The organism is Micromonospora sp. DT63 (genome assembly GCF_049841615.1).
In the GTDB taxonomy this organism is placed as follows: domain Bacteria; phylum Actinomycetota; class Actinomycetes; order Mycobacteriales; family Micromonosporaceae; genus Micromonospora.
In genome coordinates this window covers 1141405-1155939 of sequence record NZ_JBNCKQ010000001.1, presented here as the reverse complement: position 1 = coordinate 1155939, position 14535 = coordinate 1141405, and the positions used below count along the sequence as shown (strand labels likewise).

Below are 14535 nucleotides of genomic sequence, written 5' to 3'. Positions count from 1 at the left end.
ACAAAGGAGCGGACCGTGGGCTCCGACAACGGCCGAAACGTCACCATCGCGATGATCGCGCGGCTGGCCGGTGTGTCAGTGCCCACGGTCTCCCGGGTCATCAACGGTCGCTCCGACGTCGCTCCCGAGACCCGGGAGCGCGTCGAGCGGCTGCTCAACCACCATGGTTACCGCCGGCGCACCCAGGCCCGGCGGACCGAGGCCGCGCTGATCGACCTGGTCTTCAACGACCTGGACAGCCCGTGGGCCGTGGAGATCATCCGCGGGGTGGAGGACGTCGCCCGGGCCAGTGGCGTCGGGACCGTCGTCTCCGCCATCCACTGGCGGATCTCCTCGGCCAAGCAGTGGCTGGACAACATGCGTACCCGCTCCACCGAGGGCGTCATCTTCGTGACCTCGATGGTGAACCCACCTCTGCAGGCGGAGCTGCGCCGGCTGCACCTGCCGGTGGTCATCATCGACCCCGCCGGTGTCGACCCGCAGGAGTCGCCCACCATCGGCGCCACCAACTGGGCGGGCAGCCTGAGCGCCAACCAGTACCTGCTCGGCCTCGGCCACCGCCGCATCGGCTTCATCGCCGGACCACCACACCTGATGTGCAGCCGGGCCCGGATGGACGGGTACCGCGCGGCGCTCGGCGCCGCCGGCGTCGCCGTCGACGACGCCCTGATCAGGCCCGGCAACTTCTACCACGAGGCCGGCTTCACCTCGGGTACGCAACTACTGGCCCTGCCCGACCCACCGACCGCCATCTTCGCCTCCAGCGACCAGATGGCGCTCGGCGTCTACGAGGCCGTCCGCAAACGCGGCCTGCGGGTGCCGGACGACGTCAGCGTGGTCGGTTTCGACGACCTGCCGGAGGTCCGCTGGTGTTCGCCGCCGCTGACCACGGTCCGCCAGCCCCTGGCCGAGATGGGCATGCTGGCCGCCCGGACCGTGCTGCGTCTCGCCGGGGGCGAGAAGACCGAGAGCCCGCGCATCGAACTCGCCACCGAACTCGTCGTGCGCGACAGCGCCGGCCCGCCCCGCTGACCGCACGACCGTCGCGGCACCCCAGGATCGCGTCCACCCGGCCGGCGCCGAACAACCGCCGGGCGATCTCCAACCGGGCGGCGAGGACCGGCGAGGGCGTACCGTCGGCGTCCACCTTGGTGCCGAGCACCAGGGCGACCGGCGCCGCCGGCACGTCGGCTTCGCTGAAGAGGTGGCCGTCCGACTCGTCGCGGACCCACGACACGCTGGCCACGGTGCCGCCGGCCAGGACCACCGCACCCACCACCAGAACGAAGAGGGTACGACGGACGAGCCGCCGGTGCTCCCCGTACCACCGCGCCACACCGAAACGTCCCCGCATTCGGGCGAGACTAGTCCGGCCCGATCAGAGCCAGCCGTTGGCCCGCGCGGTGCGGGCGGCCTCGATGCGGTTGCGGGTGCCGGTCTTTCCGATCGCGGCGGAGAGGTAGTTGCGCACGGTGCTCTCGGACAGGTGCAGCCCGGCGGCCATGTCCGCGACGGTTGCCCCGTCGACGGCGGCGGCGAGCACGTCGCGTTCCCGGTCGGTGAGCGGGTTCGGGCCGGCCGCGAGGGCCGCGGCGGCCAGTGCCGGGTCGATCACCCGCTCGCCGGCCAGGACCCGTCGGACGGCCACCGCCAGCTCCTGCACCGGCCCGTCCTTGACGAGGAAGCCGTGGGCGCCGGCCTCCATCGCCCGGCGCAGGTAGCCGGGCCGGCCGAAGGTGGTGAGGATCAGCACCCGGCAGGAGGGCAGCTGGTCGCGCAGCGCGGCGGCGGTGTCGAGGCCGCTGCCGTCGGGCATCTCGATGTCCAGGAGCGCCACGTCGGGACGTACCCGCAGAGCCACCTCCGTCGCCTGGGCCCCGGTCGCGGCCTCGGCGACCACCTCGATGTCGGGTTCGAGGTTCAACAGCAGGGCCAACGCCCCGCGCATCATGCCCTGGTCCTCGGCGAGCAGCAGTCGGATCACCGCGCCCACCGTCCCGTGGGGGAGTGGGGGATCCGGGCGGTGAGCAGCAGGCCCCCACCGCGCGCCGGGCCGACGTGCAGCGTCCCACCGGCCTGCGCCAACCGCTCGGCGAGGCCGCGCAGACCGTTGCCGAACTGCGGACGACCGCCCACCCCGTCGTCGCGGATGGTCAGCACCGCCTCGTCGGCGTCGGAGGTGACGTCGACATCGCACCGCGATGCCCGGCTGTGCCGCACCACGTTCGTCACCCCTTCCCGCAGCACCCAGCCGAACGCGTCGTCCGCCTCCACGCTCAGCGGGCGGTCGATGTCGGACACGCTGACGGTGATGCCGACGTCGGCCAGGGCCGTCCGGACGCCGTCGAGTTCCCGCGCGAAGCTGCGCTCCCGATAGCCGGTGACCGCCTCGCGGACCTCGGTGAGTGCCGTCCGTCCGATCCGCTCGATGTCCGCCGCCTCCGCCGCGGCCCGTTGCGGGTCCGTCGGCGCGAGCCGGCGTACGACCTCCGCCTTCACGACCACCAGGGACAGCGTGTGGCCCAGCAGGTCGTGCAGGTCCCGGGCGAAGCGCAGCCGTTCCTGCTCCACCGCCGTGCGGGCCAGCTCCCGTTGGGTGCGGCGCAGCTCCTCGACCAGTCGGGCCGTCCGGGCGAACGCCAACGTCAGGGCGCCTGCGAGCACCGTGATCAGCGCCATCTGGGCGGTGTCGGTGGCCGACGCCCGGTCCACCACACCGATGATCACGACGGCGGCGGCAGATCCGCCCACCCAGGCGAACCCCCAGGCCACCCGCACGAAACCGACCGCGCCGGCCGTGGCGACGTACAGGAGCAGGACCAGCCAGCCCTCCGGGCCGCCGGCGTACGCGAGGGCGAGCCCGACCCCGAGCAGCGCGAAGGCGACCAGCCCGGCGTGGTGCACCGCCGGTCGGACGACCAGGTCGGCCACGGGCACGGCCACCAGCGCGAGATAGAGCAGCGCGAAGGCGCCCAGCCCCACCGTCGCCGGAGTCGCGGGGTGCACCTGCCCGCGCACGATCGCGGCGGCCGGCGTCAGCAGCAGCCACAGCCAGAGGGTGTGGGCCGCGACGAGCACGAACCCACGAGGGTTCCGGCTGAGCGCGGCGGCCCCGGACGACATGCTGGACACCGTATCGAGGGTCACCGGCGGGCGGTGGACCGCCGGTACGCCCAGGCCGAGAGGCCCAGGAACGCCACGGTCCACCCCGCGAGCACGGCGAGCCCGGACGGGGTGGGTGCCAGACCTGCTGCCGAGCGCCATCCGAGTTCCGCGAACCGGTACGTCGGCAGGGCGTGTGCCAGGTGACGCAGCACGGCGGGAAAGTACGCCACCGGCACGAGCAGGCCGCCGAGGACCGACAGGCCGAGAAAGACGAGGAAGTTGACCGACTGGGCGAACTGCGGGGTGAGGCCGTACCCGATGGCGAGCCCCAGCAGCGCGAACGGCACCGTGCCCACCCACATCAGCAGCAGCAGCGCCGCCCACCGGCCGGCGCCCAGCTCGACGTGGTGCTGGATCCGTCCGGCGCAGCCGACCGCCAGCACCGACGGCACGCCGCTGAGCGTGCAGACCAGGGCCTTCGCGGTCACCGCCTGCCAGGCGGGCAGCGGGGTGACACGCAGCTGGCGCAGCCAACCCGACGCGCGCTCGTGGGCGACCGACGCGCCCACCGAGAGCACACCCGCCACCGCGCCGTAGCCGGCCAGGCCGACCATGAGGGCGGCGGCGGCGTCGACGCCCTCCAGCCGGTCGTCGCCGGGGCCCACCGACGAGAAGATGACGTACGTGACCACCGGTGAGAGGACGGTGAACAGCAGCAGCCGTGGGTCGCGGGCCAGCCGGCGCAGCTCGAATCGCAGGTACGCGCGCATGTCAGTGCTCCGTCGAGGTGGTGGTGAGGGTGAGGAAGGCGGCTTCCAGGGCGACGGCGGTGACCTCCAGGCCCCGGAAGCCGCGGGTGCCGGCCAGCGCGAGCACCGTGGCGTCGGCGTCGTCGGTGGTGAGCACGACCCGCTCGCCCCGGAGCTGCACCGACCGGACTCCGGGGAGCGTGTCGAGGCCGTCGACCGGCCCGCTGGCGAGGTCGAAGGAGACGGTACGGCCGCCGGCAAGCGCCCGGATCTGCGCCGGCGGTCCGTCGGCCACCACCCGCCCCGCGGCGAGCACCACGACGCGGTCGGCGAACTCGTCCGCCTCGTGCAGGTGGTGGGTGCTGAACAGGACGGTGTGCCCGTCGGCGGTGTACCTGTGGATGGCCGCCCAGAACGCCTGCCGGGCGGCGACGTCCAGCGCGGCCGTGGGTTCGTCGAGGACCAGCAGGTCCGGGTCGCCGGCCAGCGCGAAGGCGAACCGCGCCCGTTGCGCCTCACCGCCGGAGAGCTTGTCGAGGCGGCGGTCGGCGCGTTCGGTCAGCCCGGCCAGGGCCAGTACGCGGTCGGTGGCCACCGCTCGGGGGTAGAGCGCCCGGGCGAGGTCGACGACCTCCCGGATCGTCGCGCTCGGCACCCAGCCGGCGTCCTGGAGCATCGCGCCGACCTGTCCCGCCCGCACCGCCTCGGCGGGGGGTCGACCGAACAGGGTCACGGTGCCGCTGTCGGGCCGGTCCAGACCCAGCAGGAGCGAGAGGGCGGTGGTCTTGCCGGCGCCGTTGGGGCCGAGCAGGGCCACCGTGCTGCCCCGCGCGATGCTCAGGTCGAGCCCGTCGACGGCCCGGACGGGACCGAACCGCCGGGTGAGGCCGCTGAGGCGTACGGCTGTGTCATCCATGCCCGTCACGCTATGCACGCTCCGGCGGCGCGGGCAGAGCCACCGGTACGCGGTCGGCCAGGACATTTGTCCCGCGGATGGCCGTCCGTCCACTGTGCGGCCGGGTCGGGCCACGGATCCCGGGGGACCGCGGGCCCGACCCCGGACGGAGCCCGGGGCCGGGCCGCGCGGTCGGGCTACCGTGTCAGCTTCTGGTCCACCGCTGGCTGGTCCCGCCGTTGCAGGTGGAGAGGACCACCGGGCTGCCGTTGGCGGTGCCGGCGGAGTTCGGGGTGAGGCACAGACCCGACTGGACCCCGGTGACCGTGCCGTCGGATCCGAGGTTCCACTGCTGGTTGGCGCCACCGTTGCAGTCCCAGATGATCACCCGGGTGCCCGAGGTCGTCCCGGCGCCCTCGGCGTCCAGGCACTTGGTGCCGTACACCTGGAGTTGCCGGCCGGCCGTCGACGTCCACTGCTGGTTGGTGCCGCCGTTGCAGTCCCACAGCGCCACCTGGGTGCCGTTCGTCTGCGAGCGGGACGGGACGTCCAGACACCGGCCGGCGTTGACGTTGCGCAGGGGCGCGGCCGTGCCGCCCGGCGGCGGGGTGGTGGGGGTGGTGGTGTCGAAGCCGAGGAAGCGGATGGCCTGGGCGGCGTCGAACGGGATCGAGTGGCCGTAGCCCTGGAAGCTGATCGCCTCGACCGGGGCGGTCGGGCCGGTGCCTCCGTAGCGGGTGCGGGTGGCGCTGGTCTGCGGGTAGTCGGTGTAGCTGGGGGTCTGCGAGACGCCCAGCACGTTGGTCCACTGTTTGATCTGTTCGCCGAAGTTGACGTAGCTCAGCGTGGTGTCCGTGGTGCCGTGCCAGATCTGGACGCGGGGGCGGGCGCCGGTGTAGCCGGGGTAGGCGTTGCGGACCAGGTCACCCCACTGCTGGGGGGTGCGGGTGATCCGTCCGCCGGAGCATTCGCTGTTCCATTCCGCGCCGTTGGTGGTGGCGAAGCAGCCGAACGGGACTCCGGAGGAGCTGAAGCCGGCGCTGAACACGTCCGGATAGAGGCCGAGCATGACGTTGGTCATCATGGCGCCGGAGGAGAAGCCGCCCACCGCGATCCGGGTCGGGTCGACCGGGTAGCGGGCGCGGACGTAGTCGAGCATGGACTTGAGGCCGACGGGGTCGCTGCCGCCGTCGCGGCGCAGGGCCTGCGGGGAGGAGACGTCCCAGCACTTGCTGCTGCGGGTCACCGACGGGTAGATCACGATGAAGCCGTAGCGGTCGGCCAGGGCGCTGAGGCCGAAGCCGGTGTGCACGGCCGGGCCGCTGCCCGTGCAGTAGTGCAGGGCGAGCAGCAGCGCCGGGCGGGCCGCGACCCGGTCCGGCACGTACAGGTGCATCTGCAGGTTCGTCGGGTTGGTGCCGAAGTTGCTCACCTGGGTGAGCGTCGCGGCCGACGCCGGCGTGGCGGGCGTGACCACTGCCGTCATCGTCGCCAGGGCCGTCGCCAACCCGGCGGCCAGCAGCGCGAGCCTTGTTCTCATCGGCGGTTCCTTCACAGTGTGCGTGCGGCGGTGGCGGTGAAGCGTGCGGAAAGAAGGCCCGGACGCATCGACTGTGAGCGATAACATTCGGTTCGTCAAGGCGTGCCGTATGACGTCAATTCACCCGTGCGAGCGGGTCCACTTGAGATCCCCGATTCGGCCATGACATTCTTGGCCGTCGATAACTCGCTGCGCGCGGGGCTGACGCCCGTCCACTGGGCAGCCGGGACCGGACCACGGATCCCGGGGGACGGAGCACGAGCGATGGGGCGCCGGGGCCTGTCCGTCCACGAGTCCGCCCGCCGCCGCGTCGCTGCATGCCGGCCGGGTGACCCACTGTCGTTCACGCAAAGGAACCCGACCATGCGCAAACCGATCCGCCGTGCGGCGCTCCTGGCGGGCGTGCTGCTCGCCGCGACCGCACTCCCCGGCATCGACCCACCCAACGCCAGCGCGGCAGCCGACCCCGACACCGTCGCCGTGACCGTGAACGCCCGCGCCGGGCTGGCGCGGGTGTCCGACACCGCGTTGGGCGTCAACCACGCCATCTGGGACCAGAACCTGGGCACCGCCGAGACGTCCGACCTGCTGCGCGACGCCGGTGTGCAGATGATGCGCTATCCCGGCGGCTCGTACGCCGACATCTACCACTGGAAGGACCACAGCGCGCCCGGTGGGTACGTCGCCCCGGACACCGACTTCGACACGTTCATGGCGGCGGTCAGGCGGGTCGGCGCCCAACCGATGATCATCGCGAACTACGGCACCGGTACGCCGGCCGAGGCCGCCGACTGGGTGCGCTACGCCAACGTGACCAAGGGCTACGGCGCGAAGTACTGGACGATCGGCAACGAGAACTACGGCAACGGGCACTACGGGTCGGCGTGGGAGGCGGACGACCACCCGGACAAGAGCGCCAGCCAGTACGCGCGGCTGGTCGTCGAGTACGCCGACGCGATGAAGGCGGTCGACCCGAGCATCAGGGTGGGCGCGGTGCTCACGATGCCGGGGAACTGGCCGGACGGGATCACCGCCGGCAGCGACCCCGGCTCCTGGAACCAGACGGTGCTCTCAATCGCCGGCCCGAAGATCGACTTCGTGGACGTGCACTGGTACCCGGGTGGCACCGCCGCCGAGTCGCTGACCCGCACCAACCAGCTCCCCGACGCGACGTACCTGCTCCGGCAGCAGCTCAGCAGGTACGCGGGCCCGAACGCCGACCGGATCGGCATCAGCTTCACCGAGCTGAACGTCGGCGCCGGCCAGAACACCCAGCCCGGGGCGCTGTTCCTGGCCGACGCGTACAGCGGGCTGCTGGAGAACGGCGTCTTCACCGCCCAGTGGTGGAACGTGCACAACGGCATCGGCACCGTGAGCGAGGTGGCGGGCCAGACCGACTACGGCGACTTCGGGATGCTGTCCAGCGGCGGCTGCACGGCGGACGGCTCGGTGTGCGAGCCGCCGTTGAACACGCCGTTCGCGCCGTACCACGCTCTGACGATGATGAAGCTCTTCGCGAAGACCGGCGACCAGTTCGTGCGCGCCGGCACCGACGAGCCACTGGTCAGCGCGCACGCCGTCCGGCGGGGCAACGGCGACCTGGCCGTGCTAATGATCAACAAGGACCCGGAGGCGGCCCACGACGTCGCCATCGACTACGCCGGGTTCACGCCGTCGACGGCCGCGCCGACGGTGTCCACCCTCACCAACGGCACGACGGGCATCGCCACCGACCAGTCCGGCTCGGCGACCAGCCGGACGCTTCCGCCGTACTCGCTGACGACGCTCGTGCTGCGCCCGGCCGGCACGACCGACGGACGGCCGTCGGCCCCGGGCCAGCCCACCGCCAGCGGCGTCACCGACCGGAGCGCGACGATCACCTGGCCGGCGGCCACCGCCGGCAGCAGCCCGATCGCCAAGTACGAGGTGTACCGGCAGAACGGCGCGGTCAGCGAGCAGCTCGGCGAGACGGCGACGACGTCGTTCACGGTCGGCAACCTGGTGCCGGGCAGCAGGTACACCGTCAACGTGCTGGCCCGTGACACGGCCGGCCGGGTGTCCTGGGCCTCACCGCCGTTGACGTTCGCCACCGGCAGCCCGGCGACCAGCGCGTGCACGGTCCGCTTCACCGCCGCCAACGACTGGGGCAACGGCTACATCGGGGGCGTCGAGATCACCAACAACGGGACGAAGCCGATCACCGGCTGGACGCTCACCTGGACCTGGCCGACCGGCTGGCAGCAGGTGAGCAGCGGCTGGAGCGCCGGCTGGGAGCAGGTCGGCACGGCAGTGCGCGTCACGCCGACCGACGACAACCGGCAGATCGCTCCGGGCGCGAGCGTGAGCGCCGGATTCGTCGGCGCCTACAGCGGGCCGAACGTGCTGCCCACCGCGTTCACCCTCAACGGCACCGTCTGCACGAGCGGCTGACACCGCCGCGATGAGCGTGATGCCTGTGCGTCATCTAGATGACTCACAGGCATCACGCTCGTCAGGACAGGAACTGCCCGCCGTGGTCAGCCCGCCTGTCGTACGGTCACCGTGGCCGACCCGGTGTCGTCCGCCCACGGGTCGAGAACCAGGGTGTACGTGCCCTTCTTCGGCAGCGGGCCCGCCTCGAACCTGCCGCTGCCGCCGATCACACAACCGGTGGCCACCGTCGCACCGTCCGGACCGTTCAGCAGCAGGATTCCGCACCTGTCGGACAGGCTGGCGCCGGTCACCTCGACGGTGACGCGGCGACCGGCGTCGGCGGGGAACCGCAGCCGGCTCACCGCGCCCGGCCGGCCGACGGTCAACGTGACGGCCCGCCCGTCCGCCACGGTGTCGGCCTGCTCGTCGTGCGCGTCGCGCAGCCGCACGTCCGCCCAGCCGGTGTCGGTGGAGGTCCCGTCGACCTCCAGGACGTAGCGGCCCGTGGCCGGTAGGACGAACCCGTCCACGTTGCCCTGGCCGCCGATCACGCAGCCCGTGGCCACCTCCACTCCCGCCGGGTCGCGCAGGCCCAGCACGCCGCACCGGTCCGGCAGGGTCGCGGCGGTGACCTGGAGGAAGACCTTCTGGCCGGCACGCCCGTCGAACGCCAGGCGGCTCACCGCCCCCGGTTGGGCGAGCGTCGCCCGCACCGCCGGCCCGTCCAGCGTGAGTGTCTTCTCCTCGTCGGTGACGGTGACGACCCGTACCGTCGCGCGGCCCAGGTCGGCGTCGGCCGGGTCGAGCACCACCTGGTGGTCGCCGGTCTCGGTGAGCGTGGTGGTGTCGATGAAGCCGACACCGGAGATGACGCAGCCGGTCGCCAGTTGACGCCCCTGCGGGTCGAGCAGCAGCAGGATGCCGCACCGGTCCGGCGTGGTGGCGGCCGGCACCTCGACGAAGATCTTCTGACCGGCGCGGCCGGGCACCTTCAGGGCGGCGGTGGCACCGGGTCGGGTGACCTCCAGGGTGACGTCGCCGACGCCGGGGACGTCCCGCTGGGCCCGCGCGGCGTCGGTGGCGAACGCGACCTGTCCGGTGAGGGCGACGTCGAGCGTGCAGTCGGCGAGGGTCCGCGGGTCGGTGACGCCGGCCCGCCGGCAGATGAGTTCGGCGGTGGCCCGGTTGGGAAGGTCGCCGACGGTGAGCAGCCGGTCGGGGAAGCGCCGGTCGGTGAATGTGCCGGTGTCCTGACCCGGTTCGTAGTCGAACAGCGACCGGGGGGCCTCGACGCGCCAACTGTCGGCGAAGCCGGGGTAGAGCGCCTCGAACGTGGGCGGCTGGGCCACCCGCTTACCGTCGCGGACGGTCAGATCGTCGCCCGGGTCACCGTCGTGGTCACCGAGCAGACCCTCCAGCGTCCCGGCCCGGGCGTCCGGCGCGCTGACGCTCACGCTCAGCCCCCACACGCCGAGGGGGTGCGCGGTGAGCCGGGTACCGTCCGGCCAGTCCACCGTCACCGTGCCGTCCCACCAGGTGGTGACCGTGCCGCCGTGCGGCAGCTTCGTCCCGGTCGGCGCGACGGTCGCCGGTGCGCCGTTCACCCGGACGACCGGGCCGCCGGGCGTCGCGTACACGGCGACCCGGTCGCCGCGCACCCGTGCCGCGACCGCGGAGTTGACGGCCACCGTCGAGCTGGCCGGGAACATCGTCTGTCGGGTCTGGACCTCGAAGTCGTCGGTCGTCGAGCGGCTGAGCACGAACTCGCCGGCGGCCTGGAAGTCGTACCGGAGGCCGTCGTAGGTCAGCAGGTGCGGGTCGCCGTTGCTGTTCGCGCAGCGGTAACCCTTGCCGATCACGGAGATCGAACAACCCCCGCCCGAGGGCGGGCGCGGCGCGGGCGGATCGCAGTCCTTGCCGTTCGCCGGCAGCTTCATGCCGCTGTACGTCGTGCGAAGCGGCAACCCGGCGCCTGCGCGGTACGCGTTCTCCGCCAGGACCGCGTGCACCTCGCCGGGATCCACGCCGCTGGCGAACTGGCCGCCCTGGGTGCAGAACTGACCCCGATCGGTGTCGTTGGCCAGGTCTAGGGCGTGGTTCATCTCGTGGATGAGGGTGGCGCACTGGTCCTCGGTGAAGTCCTTCCCCTCGCCCGGCAACGCGCGCCCGTCGTTCTCCGGCACCCAGTTGATCTGCACGTCGCTGCCCGGGACGTACGTCGTCGTGTCGCTCTCGTTGCCGACGATGGGCCGGCGCACCTTGATCGTCTTCTTGTGGGCCTGCAACGCGTCGAGCACCGCGCCGTTGCCCGAGCCGCGGATCTGCCCGACGCAGCCCGCGTACTCCGTCTGCACGTCGGAGTTGACGCTGATCACGGCGGACGCCGACTGGGGGGCCAGCAGCACCAGCACCCCGGCCAGGACCACGCCCAGACGGATCGCGCGCACGCCGGTCACCCGCCCCTCACCTCGAAGTCGACAGGGCCCTGCTCGGCCGTCGCGGCGCAGGCGTCCGCCGGCACGTCCGGCAGGGGTGCCCGCAGGTAGCCCACCACCAGCCGGTACGCCCCCGGCTGGTCCACCGGCCACCACGTCACCGTTGCGCCGCCGCGCCCGTCGGAGGCGGAGGTGGTCAGCGCCGCCCCGACGGGGCTCTGCGGGTCACTGCCGAGGGTCAGCTCCACCGAACCGCGCGGTGGCACCGGGACCAGGTTCTCGATGAGGTACGCCGTGAAGTCCCGGTAGTAGGCGGCAGCACCGATGGCGGGGGCGACCGGCGCTCCGTCGCGCGTGAGCGACAGCACCGTCACCGCCCCGTCCGGCACCCGGCTCAGCCGGCACTCGGCGTCCCGGTTGTTGACCAGCTTGAGCCGCAGGTTGACCTGTTCACCCACCCGGTATGCGGGCTGCGACGCCGTGACGGTGAGGCCGACAGTCGCCGTACCGCCGGAGGGGGCCGGCGCGGGACGCGACCGGCGGCATCCGACAGTCGTGGCCAGTAGCAGCACGGCGAGGCAGCCGGCGAGCGCCGCCCGCCCTGCCGACCCTGCCCGGGGTACGCCCATGGGCCGCGCGCCTCCTCGGACCGACGTCCGTCGTCGGCGATACCGGCCAGCCTGCGCCGCAGGTGCGGGTGAGCGCTGTCGTCATCCGGCCCGGCGGATGTCCAGTAGCCGACGCGCCCGACGGCCGGGCGCGGCCGTCAGGGGCGCCAGATCGCGGCCGCGCCGGCCAGTGCGGCTTCGTGGTACGGCGTCCGCGTTGAGCCGTCGGCGATGACCTCGACCGGCCACTTCTGCCGCAGCGTCGTCCACAACTGCGCCATCACTCCCGAGTACGTCGCCAGCTCGTCGGCGCCCTCGGCCACCTGCAACACGTACAGCCAGGCTGCGTTGTCCGGTGCGCCGTCGAGCGGCGCCCGCCAGACGCGGTGCAGGCTGCGGCCACCCCGACGCGGGGCATCGGTGGACAGAAGGTCGTCGGCCGGTGTCGGGTCGGGGGCGTCCGCCGGGCCGGTGGGGCTGAACCGGTAGGGCGGGGCCGGCACCTCGGCGATGATCGGCACCTCGGCCAGGTCGCTGCCGTCCGGGTCACCGAGGAAGGAGCGCATCAGGGCCTGCTCCTCGGCGGTGATGCCGACCCCGTGGTACGCGAGGTTCAGCAGCAGCGTGTCGTCGGCCAGGTCCAGTTCACCTGCGGAGTAGTGCTCCCGCACGGTGCCGAGGGTGTCGTCGGCCAGCCGCCCCGCGAGGCGGCGGCACACCTCGGCGACCGCCGCGTACGACTTCACATCCATGGTGTTCATCTCTTGTTGTAGGGGCCGAGATCGGTCGTCGTGACGTTCCCCTGGGCGTCCTGGACAACCCTGACAATCCTTCTGCCCTTCGGGCCTTCCCAGGTCCAACTGCCGTCGCCGCCGACAGCGGGATTACTGTAACGAGGCGCGACGCTGCCCGGGACTCCCCGGGGAGCGGGGGTCGGCGCATTCGGGTTCTTGATGACGCCCGGGTCGCTCGGGTCCACCGGGTAGGACGTGCGTATCTCGCCGTCGGCGAGCACCGTCGTCTTGACCTTGACGCCGTCTACAGCGCCTTCGTAGTCGTACGCCCACCGCCGATTGCCGTCCGCGTCCTTGGTCAGGTACGGCCCTTTCACCGGTGGGCCCTGCTGCGTCACCTGAATCGCGGCGTCGCGAATCTTCGACTCGTCCCAGGTCTTCGGGAACTCCGTCTTGTCGCGCAAGCCGGTGCCCGCGAGGTGGCCGCCCTGCCGGCCGCCGTCACCCTCGATGATGTGCTTCTTGGACGCATCGGTGTACCGGATGTCGCCCGGGTTCGGCGGCCGCGTCGGCTTGGCTGGCTGGGTGGGCTGCGTCGACGCGGGCGGCGTGCGCGGTGCGCTGCGCTGCGTCGGGGCGGAGTTGGTGGCGCCCGAGCCGCTCGACCCGGCCCGGGGCCGCTGCTGCGACATCCGCACCGTCGTCGGGGGGCCACTGGAGATCGGCGAACCTCCGGGCTGCGGACGGCCGAGGGGCGCCAGCGCCGCGCGGATCGCGGTGGCGCAGCGAGCCGCCGCGGCCTGATAGAGGCTCTTCGCCGCAAGCGCGGAAGCCCGAGCCTGCTCGCGTTCCGCCTCGCACAACCGCGCGGCCTGCCCGATGCGGACGACCATCGTGAAGACCGGCTCTCGTTGCCCCGCCGCGTACGACTCGTTGAGCCCGCGCCAGACACCCGGCCCGTAGGTGCGCCGACCGGTCAGGCCGCAGAACTGACCGAGCAGGTTCCGGTACTGACTGTCCGCGGCCATCGCGAGGCGCAGCGCGGCCCGGGACTGTGCCTGGGCACGCGCCAGCTCGTTCGCGAAGGCGGACAGGGCCTGTGCGCCGGCGAGGTAGGCGTCGGCCAGGGCCTTCGCCTGGTCGGGCAGTTGCGCGAGTTCGCGGTCCACGGTCGCGGCGAAGTCGCCCCGCAGGGCCAGCGCGCCGCTGCTCGCCGCGATGGACCGCAGTCGGACGTGGTGCCCGTCGGCCGCCGCGGCCCGGCGCTGGAGATCGGCCGCCATGGCCTGGATCGAGGCTGGTTCGCCGGGGGTCGGATCACCGTCGTAGAGGTCGAGGACCTGCCAGTCGTCCATGTCGGCAGGTGCTCAGCCGTTGATGCCCCCGGCCAGCCGGGCGTCCAGCTCCTGGTGCTCGCGGACGACCCCCACCAGGAACGACGACATGCCCTCCAGCCCACCGATCATGTTCTGGGCGCCGGTGGTCCACTGCTGGTAGGAGTCCTGGAAACGGCCCGACGCCAGCTGGGTGCGGAACTCGCTGTTGACCAGTTGGTCGATCATCGCCTTCAGGGCGTTCAGCTTCTGGGTCATCTCCTCCTGCCCGCTGGTCAGGCTCCGGGCCGCCGACTGGAGACCCTCGTAGCCGACGCTGACGTCACTCATGAGTCTTCCCCTTCGAAGGTTGGTTGGTCGGCAACTGACTGCCGAGTGCGCTGTCGAGCTGGGCGTGGCCCGCGACCACACCGTCGAGCCGGGCCGCGGCCGCCGCCACGGCAGCCAGCAGGCCGGCCCGGTGCCGCGTCGCCGCCGTCGTGAAGTCCGTGAGGGCGACGTCGACGTCTCGCGAACCGGTGGCCGCGAGGCGCGGGGTCTGCTGCCCGGTCGACTCCAGATCCGAGCGTACGTGCGTCAACTGTCGGGCGGCGTCGACGACCGCGTCCCGATCAAAACCGAACCCGGTTGCCATCGCCCCGTGACCCTTTCGGGAAGCCGTGTCTCCGGCGATCGGAGTCGGCCTCGCGGACCACTGGCGACGGACCCACCGGGCGGGTCGGT

The 14535-nt window shown here is 72.7% G+C and carries 13 protein-coding genes; 2 read left to right on the top strand and 11 right to left on the bottom strand.

The annotated features are described in order from the left end of the window. Window positions 1–51: 51 nt before the first annotated feature. Entirely contained in the window at window positions 52–1032 is a 981-nt protein-coding gene (locus ACLQ27_RS05265) for a LacI family DNA-binding transcriptional regulator (protein WP_425865941.1), read from the top strand. 346 nt (window positions 1033–1378) lie between these two features. Here the strand turns inward: ACLQ27_RS05265 and ACLQ27_RS05260 are convergent, their stop codons facing one another. The 5 genes from ACLQ27_RS05260 to ACLQ27_RS05240 form a co-directional block, all read right to left on the bottom strand. Continuing rightward, the gene (locus ACLQ27_RS05260; RefSeq protein ID WP_234582745.1) at window positions 1379–1984 is read right to left on the bottom strand and encodes a response regulator transcription factor; all 606 of its coding nucleotides are present in this window, start codon (window positions 1982–1984) and stop codon (window positions 1379–1381) included. Further along, the gene (locus tag ACLQ27_RS05255; RefSeq protein WP_425865803.1) at window positions 1981–3123 is read right to left on the bottom strand and encodes a sensor histidine kinase; all 1143 of its coding nucleotides are present in this window, start codon (window positions 3121–3123) and stop codon (window positions 1981–1983) included. The genes ACLQ27_RS05260 and ACLQ27_RS05255 overlap by 4 nt, the downstream gene beginning before the upstream one ends. A 20-nt stretch (window positions 3124–3143) precedes the next feature. Next, window positions 3144–3875, bottom strand: a complete 732-nt coding sequence (locus tag ACLQ27_RS05250) for an ABC transporter permease (protein WP_357492590.1) — start codon at window positions 3873–3875, stop codon at window positions 3144–3146. Window position 3876: 1 nt separating this feature from the next. After that, window positions 3877–4770 carry an ABC transporter ATP-binding protein gene (locus ACLQ27_RS05245; RefSeq protein WP_425865802.1) on the bottom strand — a complete coding sequence of 298 codons (894 nt, stop codon included), beginning with the start codon at window positions 4768–4770 and terminating at the stop codon, window positions 3877–3879. Window positions 4771–4954: 184 nt separating this feature from the next. Further along, on the bottom strand, window positions 4955–6289 hold the full coding sequence (locus ACLQ27_RS05240) for an extracellular catalytic domain type 1 short-chain-length polyhydroxyalkanoate depolymerase (protein ID WP_425865801.1): 1335 nt from the start codon (window positions 6287–6289) through the stop codon (window positions 4955–4957). A 363-nt stretch (window positions 6290–6652) separates the two neighbouring features. Here ACLQ27_RS05240 and ACLQ27_RS05235 point away from each other — a divergent pair, with 363 nt between their 5' ends. Next, complete coding sequence (locus tag ACLQ27_RS05235) at window positions 6653–8719, top strand: cellulose binding domain-containing protein (RefSeq protein WP_425865800.1); 2067 nt, start codon at window positions 6653–6655, stop codon at window positions 8717–8719. Between the two features lie 86 nt (window positions 8720–8805). Here the strand turns inward: ACLQ27_RS05235 and ACLQ27_RS05230 are convergent, their stop codons facing one another. From ACLQ27_RS05230 to ACLQ27_RS05205, 6 genes are all read right to left on the bottom strand, one after another. Continuing rightward, window positions 8806–11148 carry a VWD domain-containing protein gene (locus ACLQ27_RS05230; protein ID WP_425865799.1) on the bottom strand — a complete coding sequence of 781 codons (2343 nt, stop codon included), beginning with the start codon at window positions 11146–11148 and terminating at the stop codon, window positions 8806–8808. A gap of 5 nt (window positions 11149–11153) precedes the next feature. After that, window positions 11154–11765, bottom strand: coding sequence for a hypothetical protein (locus tag ACLQ27_RS05225; RefSeq protein WP_357492580.1), 612 nt, complete (start codon window positions 11763–11765; stop codon window positions 11154–11156). A 137-nt stretch (window positions 11766–11902) separates the two neighbouring features. Next, window positions 11903–12496: a hypothetical protein gene (locus tag ACLQ27_RS05220; protein ID WP_425865797.1), complete on the bottom strand. Its 594-nt coding sequence runs from the start codon at window positions 12494–12496 to the stop codon at window positions 11903–11905. A gap of 5 nt (window positions 12497–12501) precedes the next feature. Then, window positions 12502–13833: an EndoU domain-containing protein gene (locus ACLQ27_RS05215; protein ID WP_357492576.1), complete on the bottom strand. Its 1332-nt coding sequence runs from the start codon at window positions 13831–13833 to the stop codon at window positions 12502–12504. A gap of 12 nt (window positions 13834–13845) precedes the next feature. Continuing rightward, the gene (locus ACLQ27_RS05210) at window positions 13846–14142 is read right to left on the bottom strand and encodes a WXG100 family type VII secretion target (RefSeq protein WP_234582755.1); all 297 of its coding nucleotides are present in this window, start codon (window positions 14140–14142) and stop codon (window positions 13846–13848) included. Next, window positions 14135–14446 carry a hypothetical protein gene (locus tag ACLQ27_RS05205; RefSeq protein ID WP_234582756.1) on the bottom strand — a complete coding sequence of 104 codons (312 nt, stop codon included), beginning with the start codon at window positions 14444–14446 and terminating at the stop codon, window positions 14135–14137. The genes ACLQ27_RS05210 and ACLQ27_RS05205 overlap by 8 nt, the downstream gene beginning before the upstream one ends. Window positions 14447–14535: the final 89 nt, after the last annotated feature.

What these genes read in the sequence shown, in the direction of transcription:
- ACLQ27_RS05205 (WP_234582756.1), bottom strand. Translation starts at nt 14,446, where the DNA reads ATGGCAACCGGGTTCGGTTTTGATCGGGACGCGGTCGTCGACGCCGCC.
- ACLQ27_RS05225 (WP_357492580.1), bottom strand. Translation starts at nt 11,765, where the DNA reads ATGGGCGTACCCCGGGCAGGGTCGGCAGGGCGGGCGGCGCTCGCCGGC.
- ACLQ27_RS05220 (WP_425865797.1), bottom strand. Translation starts at nt 12,496, where the DNA reads ATGGATGTGAAGTCGTACGCGGCGGTCGCCGAGGTGTGCCGCCGCCTC.
- ACLQ27_RS05240 (WP_425865801.1), bottom strand. Translation starts at nt 6,289, where the DNA reads ATGAGAACAAGGCTCGCGCTGCTGGCCGCCGGGTTGGCGACGGCCCTG.
- ACLQ27_RS05250 (WP_357492590.1), bottom strand. Translation starts at nt 3,875, where the DNA reads ATGCGCGCGTACCTGCGATTCGAGCTGCGCCGGCTGGCCCGCGACCCA.
- ACLQ27_RS05215 (WP_357492576.1), bottom strand. Translation starts at nt 13,833, where the DNA reads ATGGACGACTGGCAGGTCCTCGACCTCTACGACGGTGATCCGACCCCC.
- ACLQ27_RS05235 (WP_425865800.1), top strand. Translation starts at nt 6,653, where the DNA reads ATGCGCAAACCGATCCGCCGTGCGGCGCTCCTGGCGGGCGTGCTGCTC.
- ACLQ27_RS05255 (WP_425865803.1), bottom strand. Translation starts at nt 3,123, where the DNA reads ATGTCGTCCGGGGCCGCCGCGCTCAGCCGGAACCCTCGTGGGTTCGTG.
- ACLQ27_RS05245 (WP_425865802.1), bottom strand. Translation starts at nt 4,770, where the DNA reads ATGGATGACACAGCCGTACGCCTCAGCGGCCTCACCCGGCGGTTCGGT.
- ACLQ27_RS05265 (WP_425865941.1), top strand. Translation starts at nt 52, where the DNA reads ATGATCGCGCGGCTGGCCGGTGTGTCAGTGCCCACGGTCTCCCGGGTC.
- ACLQ27_RS05210 (WP_234582755.1), bottom strand. Translation starts at nt 14,142, where the DNA reads ATGAGTGACGTCAGCGTCGGCTACGAGGGTCTCCAGTCGGCGGCCCGG.